The sequence below is a fragment of the Leptolyngbya sp. AN10 genome (assembly GCF_050565645.1).
GTDB lineage: Bacteria > Cyanobacteriota > Cyanobacteriia > Leptolyngbyales > Leptolyngbyaceae > Leptolyngbya.
The window spans coordinates 22,839-38,725 of the sequence record NZ_JBNXVP010000029.1 but is presented as its reverse complement, the minus strand read 5'-3'; the positions used below and the strand labels follow the sequence as shown (position 1 = coordinate 38,725).

Genomic DNA, 15,887 nt, shown 5'->3' with positions numbered 1-15,887 from the left:
GATGCGATCGCTCATGTTTGTCTCAGTTCCCCGCACCGTAAAGCGTGTGATCTATGCGCTGTTGATTCTTGCTCTCGCTTGGTTCTGGATTGTTCTTGGCGCGAGTCCAGCCTTGGCTGAAACCACTTTTCTGAACTATTCCAACGCGAATTTAACTGGGAAAGACCTCTCGAATCAAAACTTTGAGGGTGGTGTGTTTGTGTCGGCTGAGATGCGAGAGGCAAATTTTCAAGGCGCAAACCTTAAGAATACGATGCTGACGAAAGGGAATCTTTTGGGCGCGAATTTGAGTGGGGCAAACTTAGAAGGATCGTTAGTCGATCGCGTTACGCTCTACAAGGCAAATTTAACGAACGCGATTTTCATTGGTGCGACGTTATCCAATAGCATTCTGGATGAAGCGGATGTGACTGGGGCGGATTTCACCGATGCGATCGTCGATCGATACACCACATCCCAATTGTGCAAACGCGCTTCTGGAACCAATTCAACGACCGGAGCCGACACTCGTGAAAGTTTAGGCTGTCGGTAACTATCGAACGATTTGAAGCGCGATCGTTCCAACTAAAATCGCCATTCCAATCAATCCACCCAGAATGACCCAGAGTTGCCAAGGGCGATGAGTCCGAACCTCGATCGTCGTTGCAGTTGGATCAGCAAGAAATCGATCGAGCAGTTCCCGCTGTTGAAATAGCTGCCGATTGCTCGTCAGCGACCAATTATGAGTCAGCGGAATTTCTTCACCGGAGCGCGTCACCAAGGCAAGCCGAGTCTGATTTGTGCGTCCTTGTTGAGTTTTCGTGGCTTGTAGTATTGCTTTCTCAAATTGTTGTGTCTCAATTCCACCGATCAGAGGTTCGCGAGTGAGTTCACACAGCACTTGATTTGATCGAGGACGGCAATTGAAATGCACCAGTCCGCCCATTGAATCGATCGCTCTTTTGCTCGCGCCCAACAACCCAATGACTAATAATCCTGCAATTCCGAGAATCAGAGATTTGCTCATTAAATAATAAATTCCGCATTGGGTTGGAGCGGCAGTGTGACTTGCACGATCGTGCCTTCATTTTCTCGGCTCATCAGGTGGATTTTGCCTTGATGATACTCAACAGACTGTTTGACGATGACGAGTCCCAATCCATTTCCAGAAATCATTCCAACATTGGTCGCCCGATGGAATGCCTCGAATAATCGTGCTTGATCCGATGCGGGAATTCCAATTCCTTGGTCTTGCACTTCAAAATAAGCGTTCGTTTCATCGTGACCGCATCGAAAAATCACGGTTGAACCCGCAGGCGAATATTTCAACGCATTTGATAATAGATTCGTTAGAATTTGCCGCATCAATTTCGCATCCATATATCCGCGAATTTCAGGGAGCGTTGTTTGCGGTTCAAACATTAATTGATGCTGATTTTGGTCATTCATTCGCATCTCATCAATCAACGTCTCGCAAAACGATAAAACGTTCATGGGTGCAGGTTCAAACTTCACTTTTTTCGCTTCAGCCCGCTCTAAATCGAGAACACCACTGAGCAGTTCTTTCATGTTAAGCGAGGCGGATTGAATGCGCTGAATGTGCTCAAATTGCTTCTCGATCGATCCATCCTGCTGTTGTGCATAAAATTCCAGCATGTCCGCTGAAGAAAGAATCGTACACAGCGGGGTACGGAATTCGTGAGAAACAGTGGTGACAAAACTCGATTTGAGTTCGCTTAATTCGCGCTCTTTTTCGAGGGCTTTTCGCATCTCGTTTTCGGCTTGTTTGCGATGTGTGATATCTCGCTGCAAGCCGACCCAATAGGTGTAATGTCCCGTTTGATCGGTGACGGGAAAAATGCTGAGTTCGATCCAAACTTCGGAGCCGTCTTTGTGATAGTTGACTAATTCCGCGATCGCAGGTTGCCAATTCTTTAAAGCGCTTCTGATGTCTTTTAGAATTGCCCAATTGGTTTTTGGACCTTGTAAAATTCGCGGCGTTTTTCCAATCACTTCATCGCGCTCGTAGCCCATCATTTTCGTAAACGCATCATTCACGTAAATGATTCTGGGTCCAGGTGGCTCAACAGGTTCCGCTTCAGTGATTACGACCGCATCACTCGCATTCACAACCACCGATTCGAGCAGGCGCATTCGTTGTTCTTGATCTCTGCGTTCTGCTTCGTGGTGTTTGGCTTCGGTAATATCTTCTGCAATTCCAGCGATCCGGTAGATTTTGCCCTGAGCGTTGCGAATGGGAAAGGCGCGGGCACGTAACCAGCGATCGACACCATTTTCTCGATTGAATTGAAAAGTCGCTTCTGTGGGTTTGCCTCTCAGAGCTTGGCGACTCACTTTCATTAACTCCGGAATGTCTTCGGAACGCGATCGATTGATCCAGAAGTCGAGCGATTTTTCATAGCAAGTTTGACTGTCATAGCCAAGAACTTGCTGACAGGCAGGACTGATGTAAATCAACTTTTGGCGCTCGACATCATACATCCAGAAAATCTGCTGAATGTTTTCTGCTAATTGTCGAAAGCGTTCTTCACTTTCTTGCAGTTCTGCTGCTGCTAATCTGCGTTCATCTTCGACGCGCAGCCGTTCACCGACATTGAGAATCAGCGACAGAACGGAAATTAATTCGCCTTTGCTGTCAAATAGAACTGAGTTATACCACTCGCAATGCACGATCGAGCCATCTTTCGACGCATTGCGGCTGTAGCAAACATTGCGAGTGGCTTGACCGTTGAGGAGTTCTGCGATCGCTCGATCGACTTGCTCTAAATCTTCTGGCAATACGAGATTCCAACTGCCGAATTGTTTCCCGATCACTTCTGACGCATTCCAGCCCAAGAGCGATTCCGCTTCACTTGACCAGCGCGTGATTCGCAAGTTCCGATCCCATTCGATCACAGCAAACGGCGAATTATCGACATGGAACGCCAATCGCTGTAACGCTCCCTTCAAAGCTTCTTGTGCTTGATCGCGTTCTCGCGCTGTCTGTACCGAATCGGTCATATTGCGGAAAAACAGAGAGACACCGGATTTTGAAGGATAAGCTCGGACGGAATACCACCGCTGACAAGGCTCGTAATAATCGACCAGTTCTAATGGAACGCCTTCTGCCAGCGCTCGACGATAGAGCCGTCCAAAACTGGTTTCTGCAAAGTCGGGAAATTCTTGCCACAGCACTTTACCGAGTAGGTCTCTGGCAGGCTTGCCCAATGTGTTCGCGGCTTCGTGATTGAGATAGGTGAAGCGGGCAGAACGATCGAGCGCGACAAAGCCATCGGTGATACTCTGCAAGACTTGCGTAATCTGTTCACGGGCTAATTCTGATTCTGCACGAGCCGCCTGTTCTCGCTCTAGAAGCTGATGCCGTTCTTCCTCGATCCAGCGACGCAGACTGATATCTGAGAAAGAAACAACCACTGCATACGGCAGAATCTGACCTGATTTAAACAACGGCTGAGAATTAATTGAAATCCAAGTAATCTGTTTTTCGGGTTTGCACAAGCCCAAAACAACCTCAGAGCAAGGAATCCCCGTTTTGGCAGTAATCAGACCCGGAAATTCTTGCGAGTTAAACGGTGAACCATCTTCGTGAATGGCTTCCCAGTCGAGATCGAGCAGATTCCGATCGACTAATTCCTCAATCGCACATTCCAAAATCTGAGCAGCACTCGCATTACAGGTTTCAATCACGCCTTCAGAATTGAGCATGATCACCGCTTCGTGCATTGCTTCCACGACCGATCGATACCGTTGCTCACTCGTTTTCAGACTTTCTTGTTCGCGACGACGACGGCTCACTTCAGCTTGCAACTGCTCGATTCTGTGTTCGAGTTGAGCAATTTTACGAGCGCTAGGCGCAGTGCAAGCATCCAGTACTGCATCATGATCGGTTGATCGTTCTGGAGCCATCGCTTTTGGGGTCGTTTCCCGTTCTTGAACGGATTGCGCTTCAAGCTGCGATCGCAGTTCAGTGACGAGGACTTCTAATTCAGCATTGCGCTTGGCTAACCGGAGTTGGTCGGTTTCTTGCATGACTCCCGCTCGATCGACATTAGTTTTAAATCTTTGCTCGAATTTTGCACGTTCTTCATGCAGACTTGTTGAAGCTTACTTAAAGAGTTTCATAAGGGAACTCGATTGTAAAGCTAGTCCAACCCTTCTCGCTAGTGACGACGATACTGCCTTGGAGTTGTTCCACCAGTTTCTTTACAAGTGCCAATCCCAGTCCTGTTCCGCCTTTCTGCCAGCGATCGCTGCCGGGGACGCGGTAGAACTTGTCAAAAATGTGCGGCAGATTTCTTGCGGGAATCTCCGACTCGTTGGCGATCGTGAATTTAAGCACGGACTGTTGACTTAAACAGGGGGCTTCTCGCACTTTAAGGCAGATCTCACCTCCACTTCTCGTGTATTTACAGGCATTGTTCAGCAGTTCCACCAAAATTCGACGCAGACTTACTCCATCTGCCACAATGACAGGCAAGGTTTCCGGAAGATTTACCTTTAAAAGTTGCTGGCAGTCGCGAGTTCTCACCTGGAAGGCATCGGTGGTTTTTCTTAAAAGCTCTCTTAAATTCAGCGGTTCTGGAGCGGCTAACGCTTCACCGGATTCGAGTTGATAGAGATCGAGCAGATTTTGAATCAGTTCGTCCCCTTGATCACAGGCGTTCAGCGCGATTTCGACATACTGCCGCCGATTCTCTGGCATCGCATCCATCAGTTGAAGTGCGACTTTGATCGTGGTGAGCGGAGCGCGTAGATCGTGAGTAATCGTATTTAGTAAATCGTTTTTCTGGCTATTAATTTGTTGAAGTTCATCGACTTTTTTTTGGATTTCGGCTTGAGCGCGATGCCGTTTGAGCCGAGCCGCGATCGTATCGAGCAATTCCACCCGACGAAACGGTTTCGTTAAATAATCGTCTGCGCCTAAATTCATTCCGTGCCGAATGTCTGCTTTATCGGCTTTCGCGGTGAGGAAAATGAACGGAATCATTGCAGTAGTGGGATCTTGACGCAGTGCCTCTAGCACGTTGTAGCCATCAAAATCGGGCATCTTAACATCGCAAATGATCAGATCCGGCGATCGCTCTTTTGCAAGTTGTATGCCTGTAAGTCCGTTGTCTGCATTCAGAGAATCGAACCCTCCAGACGCGAGAATTTCAATGATGTTGAGACGGACATCAGTTTCGTCTTCAATTACCAGAATCTTCATCAAGTCTCTCCCGGTCGATGGCTGGAGCGGTTGAGAATTATAGGAGCGAGTCATCACGATTGGCTGAGTTGAGAGAGATGGATCGAAAACGAGGAATATTGGTAGAAGCTTCCCAGCTTATCGGGGGGTCTCAATGATTCCGTAAAAGCATGGAGTGGGAGACGAAGCACCCTCGTAAAAACACGGCATAGTTTATAAATCCTAGCGAATTTCCCTGAGAAAAGTCTAGAATCCTGTGACACTCCACAGTTTGTTTACAATAATTCTGAGGAATTCACGCAAAGTCTATACTCAAAGGTTTGCATGATTCAGGTATCAAAGAGATCTTTTTGACTTCCCTCTGCCTAAAGATAGAGAGGTTTTTTCGTTTAGCAGGGTAGGCTAATCTCAGGCATTGAGCTAAATCTATGCTCTCTCTTAATTTACGCAGAAACACGGAGAAAGAGGAATTGACACGGTTAACTTGATACTCCGTCAAGCGCCAAAACTGGCACAATATGTCAGGAATTGAGATATTTGCCTTGAAGAGAGTAATTAAAGTGCCTATTCTCGCCAATATGAATCTGCTACTTGCAAATGAATCGGACTGTCGGCTATTCAAGTTCTGGTTTCACGATCGCGTGTGTGATGGAATTAGCTACCAAGGTGAATTGTTTTACCAATTTCACAGTTTTAGTACACAGCGACGTGAGCAAGCTTATGATCTGGGTTCAAAACTGATCGATCGCGGAATTTCCGTGATTATTTGCTGCTCAAAACAGCGCTATTTGTTAGGCATTAATCTCCGAAATAATTGGAGCGCGACCCCAGAGGGATCAGCTTTGCTGCGCGGTGAACACGAGAAACAACAATTTTTGATTGAGGTGCAAGGGTTGGAATCAGTTCTCAGTCAACTGTTGCAATGAACGGTTTTCGATTAGGCTAGAAAGCGGAATTTCATCGATCGCTCATGCAAAACTACGATGTCATCGTGTGCGGTGCGGGTCCGTCGGGAACGATCGCCGCTGCTGAATTGGCGCAATCTGGCTTGAAAGTGGCGCTGCTGGAAAAACAGGTGTTACCCCGTCACAAAACTTGCGGGGGCGGAATGCCAATGGTGATGCAGAATCAATTGCGCGATCTGGCTCCGGAGGCGTTTGTAGAATCCGATGTGACGATGATGCGCCACACCTGGAAGTTTGGCGATCCGCATTTGGAGTTAATAAATCCTCGATCGACGGATGAACGCCTGTCACTTTGGATGGTGCAGCGATCGATTTTTGATCACGCCCTGGCACAAAGAGCGGCAAAGTTCGGAGCCGAGTTGAGGGATGGAATTTCTGTGAGATCGATCGAGCCTGAATCAGATGGCGTGATCGTTCGAGCGCAAGGAATTAAGACGGGCAGTGAATTTACCGCGAAGGCGCGTTATGTGATCGGGGCGGATGGCGCGAATGGCGTGACGGTGAAAGCGACGCAGTTAAGGAAAAAAAGAGCGATCGCGCTGGCAATGGAGATTGAACAGCCGCATCATTGGGGTGACGGACATCCAGAGCTACGTCCAGAGATTGCACATTTAGAATACGGTGCGGTGCAACATGGATATGCCTGGATTTTTCCGAAAGCGGATCATTTGAATATTGGAGCGGGTGTGTTTCGTCCCGATCGTCTGGATGCGAGAAGCGATCGGACTTTACGCACAGTTTTGCAGAAAACAATTTTGGATTACATGAATGCGGTCGGCGTGAAATATGACCCGGATGCGCTGAAATTTCATGCTCATCCTTTACCGATTTGGAGCGGAAAAGAGCCGTTACACGAAGGGCGAATTCTATTAGTGGGCGATGCCGCTGGCTTGATCAATCCGATTTTTGGCGATGGAATTCTACACGCGGTGAAGAGTGGCGGAATTGCGGCCCGATCGATTATTGAGGATGCGGCAGATGAGTACACCGATCGGATTCATGCGGAATTTGCGGCGAATTTTGATGCGGCGTTGAATTTAGCACGAATCTTTTATCAGTGGACAGGAATTTGTTACAAGTACGGCGTGAAGTATGAGAAGAGTACGCGATATGCAACCGAGCTATTGTGTGGGGATTTGTTATTTACCAATATGGCAGGTCGGGCGATACGGCGATTAAAGCGATCGGTTGGAGGAAACTTTTTCCCAGCGTTTAACGGGTGAATTGATTTTGGGAGAATATCGATGAGAGTTGATCGCTGCGATGGAGTCCGCCCGGAGATGAACGCTCCGGGCTAATCGGAGAAAGGAGGCTGAAGCCCCCTCAGAGCGCAGTTTTAGCCCACTTCAGTGGGGTTTCCTCCATTAGCCCGGTCGGTTCAGCGCCGGGCGGAATAGCGGGTAAACGAATACGCCAAAATCTACCAATTCCGAGAAATGGCAAACCCCCCTTAGTAGAGACGCGATTAGGACCTTGCAATTCAGATTCGCGTCTCTGGATTCGATCAAATTTGTTCGATCGATGCCTGCAATCCTTGATTTACTAAAACCTGGAATAATTCATCCGCTTCGGTACGATCGCGAAATGCTCCCGCCTGCATCACGCCGCGTCCTCGTAACGAAAACGCATCAGGCACAATCGATCGAACTTGCGACTGTGCCAAGTCTGAATCCGCTCTTACCACCACGCGGAATCGGAACCCTAAACTCGCCGCTTGGCTCACTCCAGACGAGCCACCGCGCCAGATCCGAACCGATGTGCCGCGTGTATTCCCGATCGGTGGCGTAGCACGAGGGACGGGCAGAATTCCTGAAGGTGTGAATCGTCGAGGTGCAGCGGCTTGAGGAAATTGAACCGGAGCCGTTGAAATCGCATTGATTTGCAAGGTTGGACGCGATTGGGCAATCGGGAGTGGTGCAGTCGATCGAGCAATTGGAAGCGGTCTACTGGGTCGAGACTGGGCAACGGGTAATGGCGCACTCTCGCCAAGTGGAATGATTGGAGAGGGCGCATTCGGACGGGGAAAGGCAGGTCGCGCCATTCGACGTGTTGGAACCGAGGTTGCGATCGGCGTTTGAGTTGCGATCGGAGACATCATCGGAGTTTGAACCGAAGTCGTCATCGGAGCCGGAACGGGAATGTCAATTGCGCCAGCAGTCGGAGCATTGAGACGAGGCAAAGGACGAGCGATTCGAGCACTCGGATTGATCGCGATCGGGTTTAGTCTCGTCGCTACCGTTGAAGCGATCGGAGCAGAAGCAATTCCAGACAAATCTAATCGCCCGATCGTTCTTGCCGAGATCTGATTGCCAAACGCGGGCAGAATTTGGGAACTTCTTTGAGCATTGATATCGAATTGGCGATTGCTCAAAAACGTATTGTTTCCTGGATCGGTAGACGTTCCGAGATCCGGACGAGATTGAGCGATCGACACAATGCCATCTCGATCGTTATCATCGATCACGTTATTCCGCAGAATCGGTTGAGCATTTCCTTGAATTACAATCCCGTCTTTGTTCTGCGTGATTCGGTTGCCGACCAGTCTCGGAGCCGCATTCTGAGCGATGTTTACCCCAAATCCTGTTCGTTCAAAAATGTTCTCCTGAAGCTCTGGACGAGATGAACCAAAAATCGTGATACCGTTTGCGCCGTTTTGAAAGAAATAATTGTTTCTTAGAACAGGAGCGCTATTTCCTACGATCGAAGCGCCATCATGCCCGCTCCCTGTAAACGTATTCGCCACCACGATCGGGCTACTCGATTCTGTCCAGAGTCCATACCCTTGGGGATTCGGATTCGTGACGGTCACGCCCGTGAGTGTGGCATTATTCGCACCCAGAATCGTGATATTTTGCCGTGCGAAGGTTCGACTTAAGAACGCATCCCCACCGCGAATGATCACACTCAGTCCGCGATCGCGTGGATCACCCTGAACGGTTACAGTCGGCTTCAGTTGGATGGGGAACACTTCCCCAGTGTCAGCACTGTAAGTTCCGGGAGCGAGTACGATCGTTGAATTCGGCGTTGCTCGATCGAGCGCAACGGTTAGCGTTCGGAGTGGAGATTGGGCTTGACCAGAAGCGTTGTCGTTTCCGATCGTAGGATTCACGTAAATAACTGAACTGGTAGATGAAATAACCTGATCAGGAATTGGATTTGCCACGACCGGAACCGCAGCAAGTCCAAGCAGTCCGGATACACTGAATACAGCGAACACGGAGGAATAAAAAGGGCAGTTGTTCACGGGTTGTTCTCCTACACACGGCTTGTATGGATCACATGACGGGATGTAACGGGGTTCAGTTTACACCCTGCATCACATTTGACCTCTGTAAAATCACTGGAACCCTTAATCTGAGAAGGTTTCCACGCAAATTACCGGAGTGAACTTATTCTCTCTGTAACTCCACTGAGATCAAGCAACTTCACAAAACTTTACAAAAGTAAGACGATTCGCGCCCCTGATACGATAAACAATCAATAGGACTGATCCAATGGGCAATTTCCAATCCTCTATGCAGCCAGCACTGTACCGGATTCTAGATGCCAACCTCGATCGCGCTCGTGAAGGCTTACGAGTGATTGAGGAATGGTGTCGGTTCGGCTTAGAAGATGTTGCGTTCACTGAACAGTGCAAACACTGGCGACAAGAACTCGCTCAGTGGCATCGCGCAGAATTACGATCGGCTCGAAATACGCCTGATGATCCGGGTACGGAACTCACGCATCCACAAGAAGCCGTTCGCAGCAGCATCGAGCAAGTTTTACAGGCAAATTTCGCCCGTGTGGAAGAAGCATTGCGGGTCTTGGAAGAGTACGGAAAAGTTTATCGATCGGAGATGGCAAGCGCGGTCAAACAAATGCGCTACGAGGTTTACACCTTGGAAAGTCGATTACTCTCGATTCAACGTCGTCAGCTACTCGAATCGGCAAGACTTTATTTAGTCACTTCTCCATCTGAGAATTTATTCACGACGGTTGAATCTGCCCTTCAAGGTGGATTAACGCTGGTGCAATATCGCGATAAGGAAACGGATGATTTAGTCCGGTTGCGGAATGCAGAGAAATTGCGCCAACTGTGTCACGAATACGATGCGCTGTTTATTGTGAACGATCGAATCGATTTAGCCTTAGCGGTTGATGCGGATGGAGTGCATCTTGGACAAGACGATCTGCCGCTGGAGTGGGCGCGTCGGGTGCTCGGTGAACATAAGATTATTGGTCGATCGACGCATAGCCCAGAACAATTGGAAAGCGCGATCGCAGAAGGAGCCGATTATGTCGGAGTCGGTCCGGTTTATGAAACGCCAACCAAAGCGGGTAGACCTGCGGCAGGATTAGATTACGTGCGCCATGCCGCCGCGAATTGTTCGATTCCCTGGTATGCGATCGGGGGAATTGACACCCAAAACATTCACGAAGTGCTGAGTGCGGGTGCTGAAAGAGTTTCGGTAGTACGGGCAATTATGCAATCGGATCAGCCCACTTTTGCGACTCAGTTTTTTGTTGCTCAACTGGATCAGAAGCGGCGATTTCAATCTCATTCCGTATCTGATCCGTGGGAGGGTTGATGATTACTTTAGAAGTAAACGGTGAAACTCGAACTTGTGAGTCGATCTTAACGCTGCCAAAATTTCTCGAATCGTTGGGTATGAATCCGCGATTAGTCGCAGTCGAGTACAACGGCGAGATTTTGCATCGCCAATTTTGGGACGAAACCGAAGTCAAAAATGGCGATCGATTAGAAATCGTGACGATCGTTGGCGGCGGCTAGATCCAGTACGGAAATCTCCCCTAAAACCTATCGCTTAAGACGTTTGCAACCTCTGGTGAACGCGATACAGTAGATCTGTTAGCTTAAAACTCTGTAACAAAGAGTTAACACAAGCCGGACGGGTTAGAACCTCCGTCTGGATAAGCGATAGGGATAGACTCATGAAGATTTCAAAACTATTTAAAACTCTGATCCGTCCGGTCATCGCGATCGCTCTCGTCTTGACGCTGGCATTTAGTCACGCGGATGGTGCTCTTGCTGCGAGTGGTGGACGGATCGGTGGCGGATCATTCCGAGCACCTGCTCGATCGTATTCTCCTCCGAGCCGCACCTATGCACCTCCTGGAGGCGGTTACTATCCCGGTGGCGGTGGTGGATTTTTCCCCTTCGTCTACTTCCCGTTCTTTGGAGTGGGTGGCGGATTTGGCGGGCTGTTCTCACTGCTGATTTTGATCTCGATCGCGAGTTTCTTAGTCAATAGCTTCCGACGCTCTGGCGATAGTGACGAACTTGGCTACAGCACTCCTACGGTGTCGGTTGCAAAGGTTCAAGTTGGACTCCTTGCACAAGCGCGGGAACTGAAAGAAGACCTCGATCGGATTGGTCAACGGGCGAATACTGAGACCTCTGAAGGTCTGGCTCAAGTGCTGCAAGAAGTGTCGCTGGCACTCTTACGCAATCCGCAGTACTGGGTTTACGGAAATGCAGAATCGCATCAGGCTCGACTGGAAGCCGCTGGTGCAGAATTTAACCGACTGGCATTGAGCGAGCGTAGTAAGTTTAATGCAGAAACTTTCTCGAATGTGAACAACCAATTGAAGCAAGCATCGTCGAGCGCATTGACGGTGGCAGAGAAAGGGGGCGCACTAGCAGAAAGTCAAGGTGAATATATTGTCGTCACCGTCCTGATTGGAACTCAAGGCAAGTTGCAGCTTCCGGCGATTAATGGCACTGAAGATCTGCGTCGATCGCTGAGTCAGTTGGGTAGCGTTTCGAGCGATCAGCTTTTGGCGCTTGAAGTGTTATGGACTCCACAAGCGGAAGGGGATGTTCTGACTCGCGATGATATGGTCGCTGAATATCCAAATCTGAAGATGGTCTAGACAAAGTAGTTTGGACATCGACAGGCGGGAATTTCTCCCGCCTTTTTCATGTCTATAGCGATTCTAAGTGAGTTGTGAAGTAGGGAGGGTTGTGAAGAAGTGGGGAGTGGGGAGTGGGGTGTTGCTTGCGTTTTGCTTCCTTACTCCCTACCCCCCACCCCCCACTCTTTCTAATTTTTGCGACTCAAATAGGATCGCTATATGAAAGTGAATCCACGCTCCGGAAGATATAAAGAAATATGTAGAATTGCAGATATAGTAATCACCAAATTACGGCAACCTTCACAAAGTCTAGGTCGTTGAGAATCAGTCTGATAATAAAAGAACTCCCAGACGATTGATCCATCGCACATGGGTGTGCGTTCCATCCGTTCGCTTAACTCATCCGCCTGCTGCCCCGGACATGCCTAGCTTCCAGAACCTGCGTCAAACTTCTTCATGGGCTGTATTTAACCAAGTTGGAAGCTTGCTTCGTCACCTGGTTAGCCCGACTGCGATCGTTTACACAGAAGCCGAATTTCCGCAAATCTCTGGGCGCTTTGTGCTAGTGGCTTCTCCAGAGTTTAGTGCGCTGATCCTTGGAACGCCGATCGATCCAGAACAGTGCAGCTTAGAAATTATTTTTGCTCCAGATACGATCGCGGATTTTCTAGATACGTTGAGCGTTACAGTTCCTTTTACTTTGCAAGAGAACAAAAGCGATCGACAAAGTGAATTCACGCTGAAACTGATCGAAGTCTTGTCGCAATCGCCGCTCGAATCGGCTCACCAAATTGAGCAAGAACGGCTTTTAATCCAGGTTACAACGCTGATTCGACACAGCTTGAATCTGCCTGTGATTCTCGAAACTGCGGTGCATCAAGTCCGGGAATTTCTGAACGCCGATCGCTTAATTATCTATCAGTTCAATTTTCCCGCGCCGTCTTGTGCGATCGATATCGAAATGCCTCCGATTACCGAAGCAACGCATAATTTAGATGGCATTACGTATGAGTCTCGCAGTAGCGATCGGATTCCGTCGATTCTGAATGTAATTAGCGAATATAGTGCTGCCAGTCTGAAACGATTACAGAAGAAACAGCGCGAATCGATCACTTGGGGAACGAATGGACAAAACGCTTCTGAGCCGTCAACGGTTGCAGCATTATTAAAGCACTCTCCAAATGATATTCAAGCTGAATTCGTTACCCCGATCGTGGTGCAAGATGAACTTTGGGGATTGCTGATCGTGCATCAGTGCGAATTTCCGCGACAGTGGCACGATCGAGAAAAAGTATTGCTCCAGAGAATTGCAGAACATTTAGCGATCGCGATTTATCAAGCAAAACTCTACAGCGAACTACAACAGCAAAAAAACACATTAGAGCAACGAATTATCGATCGCACTCAAGAACTTCGAGATACGTTAATTGCGGCTCAGTCTGCGAATCGGACAAAATCGGAATTTTTAGCAACAATGAGCCATGAACTACGATCGCCGCTAACTACGATTATCGGAATGGCTTCGACTCTGTTGCGATCGCTAGAGACAAACTACAAAATCACTCCGCAGAAACAGCAAGAATACCTGCAAACAATTCAAGAACGAGGCGAACACTTGCTGGCATTGATTAACGACATTTTAGATTTGTCAGAAGTCGAAGCAGGAAGAATGGTTCTGCAAATTCAAAGATTTTCGCTGGCAGAACTCGCTGAACAAACCTGTCAAATTCTTCAGGACAAAGCGGATCGAAAACAAGTCGATCTAATCTTGGAACTCTTGCCCGATCGCGCTCATAATTTCACGTTCCAAGCCGATCCTCAACGAGTTCAGCAAATTTGTCTTAATCTGTTGAGTAATGCGATCAAGTTCACCCCTGCTCGTGGACGAGTGACGATGCGAGTTCGAGTCAGCGGCGATACGGCAATTCTTCAAGTCGAAGATACAGGAATCGGCATTCCCGACCATCAGCGATCGTTTCTATTTCAAATGTTTCGGCAATTGGATGCCTCTTATGATCGAAAATACGAAGGAACCGGATTAGGACTGGCACTGACGAAACAATTAGTAGAGCTACACGGCGGCTCGATCGAGGTTGATTCCACAGTCGGAGTCGGCTCAAAATTCACGGTATTCCTACCGATGCAAACTATTTCTGCGATCGAACACGCTAGGCGAGGATAGATTTTGGCATTTGAGGCTAAAATTTGGAAATGTCAACCCCCTTACACGTTAATTTTTCGATGCAATCCACTGCCACGATCGCGGAGTTAGAGTCACTAGAGCAAGTTGGCGCAACGATTCGATCGCTTCAGATTGATCACGATCGTCCAGTCCTGGTAATCATTGGCGGCGCGAGTAAGTTAAGCCCAGCCGATTATGAACTGGTGCAACAAGTTTTTGAATCGGTCTTAGCCCCGATCGCAGAGCAGTGGAAAGCCGCAGTCGTGGACGGTGGAACAGATGCAGGCGTGATGCGGTTAATGGGACATGCACGAGAACAAATTGCAGGCACGTTTCCGCTGATTGGTGTGACTCCGATCGAGCTTGCAATTTTACCGGGCGAGGAGTCTTCCTCTGAATCAGCGGCTCCGTTAGAACCGCATCATTCCCATTTTTTGCTGGTTCCGGGTTCAGATTGGGGGGATGAATCGCATTGGATGGCAGCCACCGCGACCGAAATTGCTAAAAGTGCGCCTTCGGTTACGGTGCTGGTTAATGGTGGAGACATCACCTGGAGAGACGCACTGAAAAACGTAGAGCAATTACGTCCGTTACTGGTGATTGATGGCAGCGGAAGAACGGCAAATATTCTGGCAGCGGGATTACGCGGGGAGCCGACCGACGATCGAGCGATTCCGCTGATTGAATCGGGATTGGTGCAATCGATCGAGTTAACCGATTTGGAACAGTTGAGAACTGCGATCGAGAGAATTTTTCAGAAGGATGATTAAACTTCTTGCGTAATGCTGTGACGAAGTGCGATCAAAAGAATTCTTCAATGGAATCGTTAAATCTCTTGCGTAATGCTGTAACGAAGCGCGATCGAAAGAATTCTTCAATGGAGTCGTTAAATCTCTTGCGTGATGCCGTGGCGAATAGAATTCGCGGGTTAACAGCCAGAGCATCTTGAGTCCGTGAAGCGCTCAATCCTGGAGGAGGGTTTCCCTCCGTAGGGAATTGAGTAAGAAGACGGACTTTGTTTGTATAGCCGCACACTTCAGTGTGTCGGGCTTGAGAGATTCATGCCAGCAGTCTACTGACTCAACCAAGCGATCGCTTGTCGAATCCAAGCTTCTGCATCTCCCGATTTAGACAGTGCGGTGTTTTGTCCGACCGTTTGAAGCGCTTGAGTAATTTCTTGATCCGTATAGCCCAGGGCTAACAACGTCATTTCCACATCTTCGAGAATGTTCGCAGCGGGACCTGCGCCTGGAGTGACCACAATGCCCGACTGTTGCCGCCATTCGGATAGCTTCGTCTTGAGTTCCAGTGCAATTCGTTCGGCAGTCTTCGCACCGACACCCGGAGTTCGAGACAATAAGCGCGTATTGCCAGAGACGATCGCTTGCACCAAGTCTTGCAAACCGAGCGTATCTAACAATGCCACACCGAGTTGAGGTCCGATGCCACTGACGCTGATTAACTGTCGAAATAAATCGCGTTCTGCGGCTGAACCGAATCCGAACAAAGTCACTTGGTCTTCTCGCATATTCAAATGCGTAAAAATCTGGGCTTCTTCCCCTTCGGATGGAAGCGATTGCAGGAGGCGCGGCACGACCTGTAAATCATAGCCAATCTGATTCACCTCTAGCGTTAAGGTGACGCGATTGTTGTTCTTCTGAATCGATGCGATCGTGCCTTTGAGATAACCAATCAT

13 protein-coding genes are annotated in these 15,887 nt (G+C 48.7%); 8 read left to right on the top strand and 5 right to left on the bottom strand.

Annotated elements, in window-relative coordinates; all coding sequences use genetic code 11:
- Position 1 precedes the first annotated feature (1 nt).
- Positions 2-532: a pentapeptide repeat-containing protein gene (locus tag ACQ4M5_RS29935; RefSeq protein ID WP_430679451.1), complete on the top strand. Its 531-nt coding sequence runs from the start codon at positions 2-4 to the stop codon at positions 530-532.
- Here the strand turns inward: ACQ4M5_RS29935 and ACQ4M5_RS29930 are convergent, their stop codons facing one another.
- From ACQ4M5_RS29930 to ACQ4M5_RS29920, 3 genes are all read right to left on the bottom strand, one after another.
- Positions 533-1,006, bottom strand: a complete 474-nt coding sequence (locus ACQ4M5_RS29930; RefSeq protein WP_430679450.1) for a hypothetical protein — start codon at positions 1,004-1,006, stop codon at positions 533-535.
- Entirely contained in the window at positions 1,006-4,029 is a 3,024-nt protein-coding gene (locus ACQ4M5_RS29925; RefSeq protein WP_430679449.1) for a PAS domain S-box protein, read from the bottom strand. The genes ACQ4M5_RS29930 and ACQ4M5_RS29925 overlap by 1 nt, the downstream gene beginning before the upstream one ends.
- A 79-nt stretch (positions 4,030-4,108) precedes the next feature.
- Complete coding sequence (locus ACQ4M5_RS29920; protein WP_430679448.1) at positions 4,109-5,260, bottom strand: hybrid sensor histidine kinase/response regulator; 1,152 nt, start codon at positions 5,258-5,260, stop codon at positions 4,109-4,111.
- 485 nt (positions 5,261-5,745) lie between these two features.
- Between ACQ4M5_RS29920 and ACQ4M5_RS29915 the strand changes: the two genes are divergently transcribed.
- Together ACQ4M5_RS29915 and ACQ4M5_RS29910 are read left to right on the top strand one after the other, a co-directional pair.
- Complete coding sequence (locus ACQ4M5_RS29915) at positions 5,746-6,111, top strand: hypothetical protein (RefSeq protein ID WP_430679447.1); 366 nt, start codon at positions 5,746-5,748, stop codon at positions 6,109-6,111.
- A 44-nt stretch (positions 6,112-6,155) separates the two neighbouring features.
- Positions 6,156-7,373 (top strand): geranylgeranyl reductase family protein, encoded by a 1,218-nt coding sequence (locus tag ACQ4M5_RS29910; protein WP_430679446.1) that lies wholly within the window; start codon positions 6,156-6,158, stop codon positions 7,371-7,373.
- Between the two features lie 281 nt (positions 7,374-7,654).
- Here ACQ4M5_RS29910 and ACQ4M5_RS29905 read toward each other — a convergent pair whose 3' ends face one another.
- Positions 7,655-9,394 carry a DUF1565 domain-containing protein gene (locus ACQ4M5_RS29905; protein WP_430679445.1) on the bottom strand — a complete coding sequence of 580 codons (1,740 nt, stop codon included), beginning with the start codon at positions 9,392-9,394 and terminating at the stop codon, positions 7,655-7,657.
- A 250-nt stretch (positions 9,395-9,644) separates the two neighbouring features.
- Here ACQ4M5_RS29905 and ACQ4M5_RS29900 point away from each other — a divergent pair, with 250 nt between their 5' ends.
- From ACQ4M5_RS29900 to ACQ4M5_RS29880, 5 genes are all read left to right on the top strand, one after another.
- Complete coding sequence (locus ACQ4M5_RS29900; protein ID WP_430679444.1) at positions 9,645-10,721, top strand: thiamine phosphate synthase; 1,077 nt, start codon at positions 9,645-9,647, stop codon at positions 10,719-10,721.
- Positions 10,721-10,924 carry a sulfur carrier protein ThiS gene (gene thiS / locus ACQ4M5_RS29895; protein WP_430679443.1) on the top strand — a complete coding sequence of 68 codons (204 nt, stop codon included), beginning with the start codon at positions 10,721-10,723 and terminating at the stop codon, positions 10,922-10,924. Before ACQ4M5_RS29900 ends, thiS begins: the two co-directional genes overlap by 1 nt.
- 161 nt (positions 10,925-11,085) lie before the next feature.
- Positions 11,086-12,027 (top strand): DUF1517 domain-containing protein, encoded by a 942-nt coding sequence (locus tag ACQ4M5_RS29890; protein WP_430679442.1) that lies wholly within the window; start codon positions 11,086-11,088, stop codon positions 12,025-12,027.
- A 337-nt stretch (positions 12,028-12,364) separates the two neighbouring features.
- Positions 12,365-14,191 carry a sensor histidine kinase gene (locus ACQ4M5_RS29885; RefSeq protein ID WP_430679440.1) on the top strand — a complete coding sequence of 609 codons (1,827 nt, stop codon included), beginning with the start codon at positions 12,365-12,367 and terminating at the stop codon, positions 14,189-14,191.
- A 59-nt stretch (positions 14,192-14,250) separates the two neighbouring features.
- Positions 14,251-14,961: a hypothetical protein gene (locus ACQ4M5_RS29880; protein WP_430679439.1), complete on the top strand. Its 711-nt coding sequence runs from the start codon at positions 14,251-14,253 to the stop codon at positions 14,959-14,961.
- A gap of 302 nt (positions 14,962-15,263) precedes the next feature.
- Here ACQ4M5_RS29880 and ruvA read toward each other — a convergent pair whose 3' ends face one another.
- Entirely contained in the window at positions 15,264-15,887 is a 624-nt protein-coding gene (gene ruvA, locus ACQ4M5_RS29875; protein ID WP_430679438.1) for a Holliday junction branch migration protein RuvA, read from the bottom strand.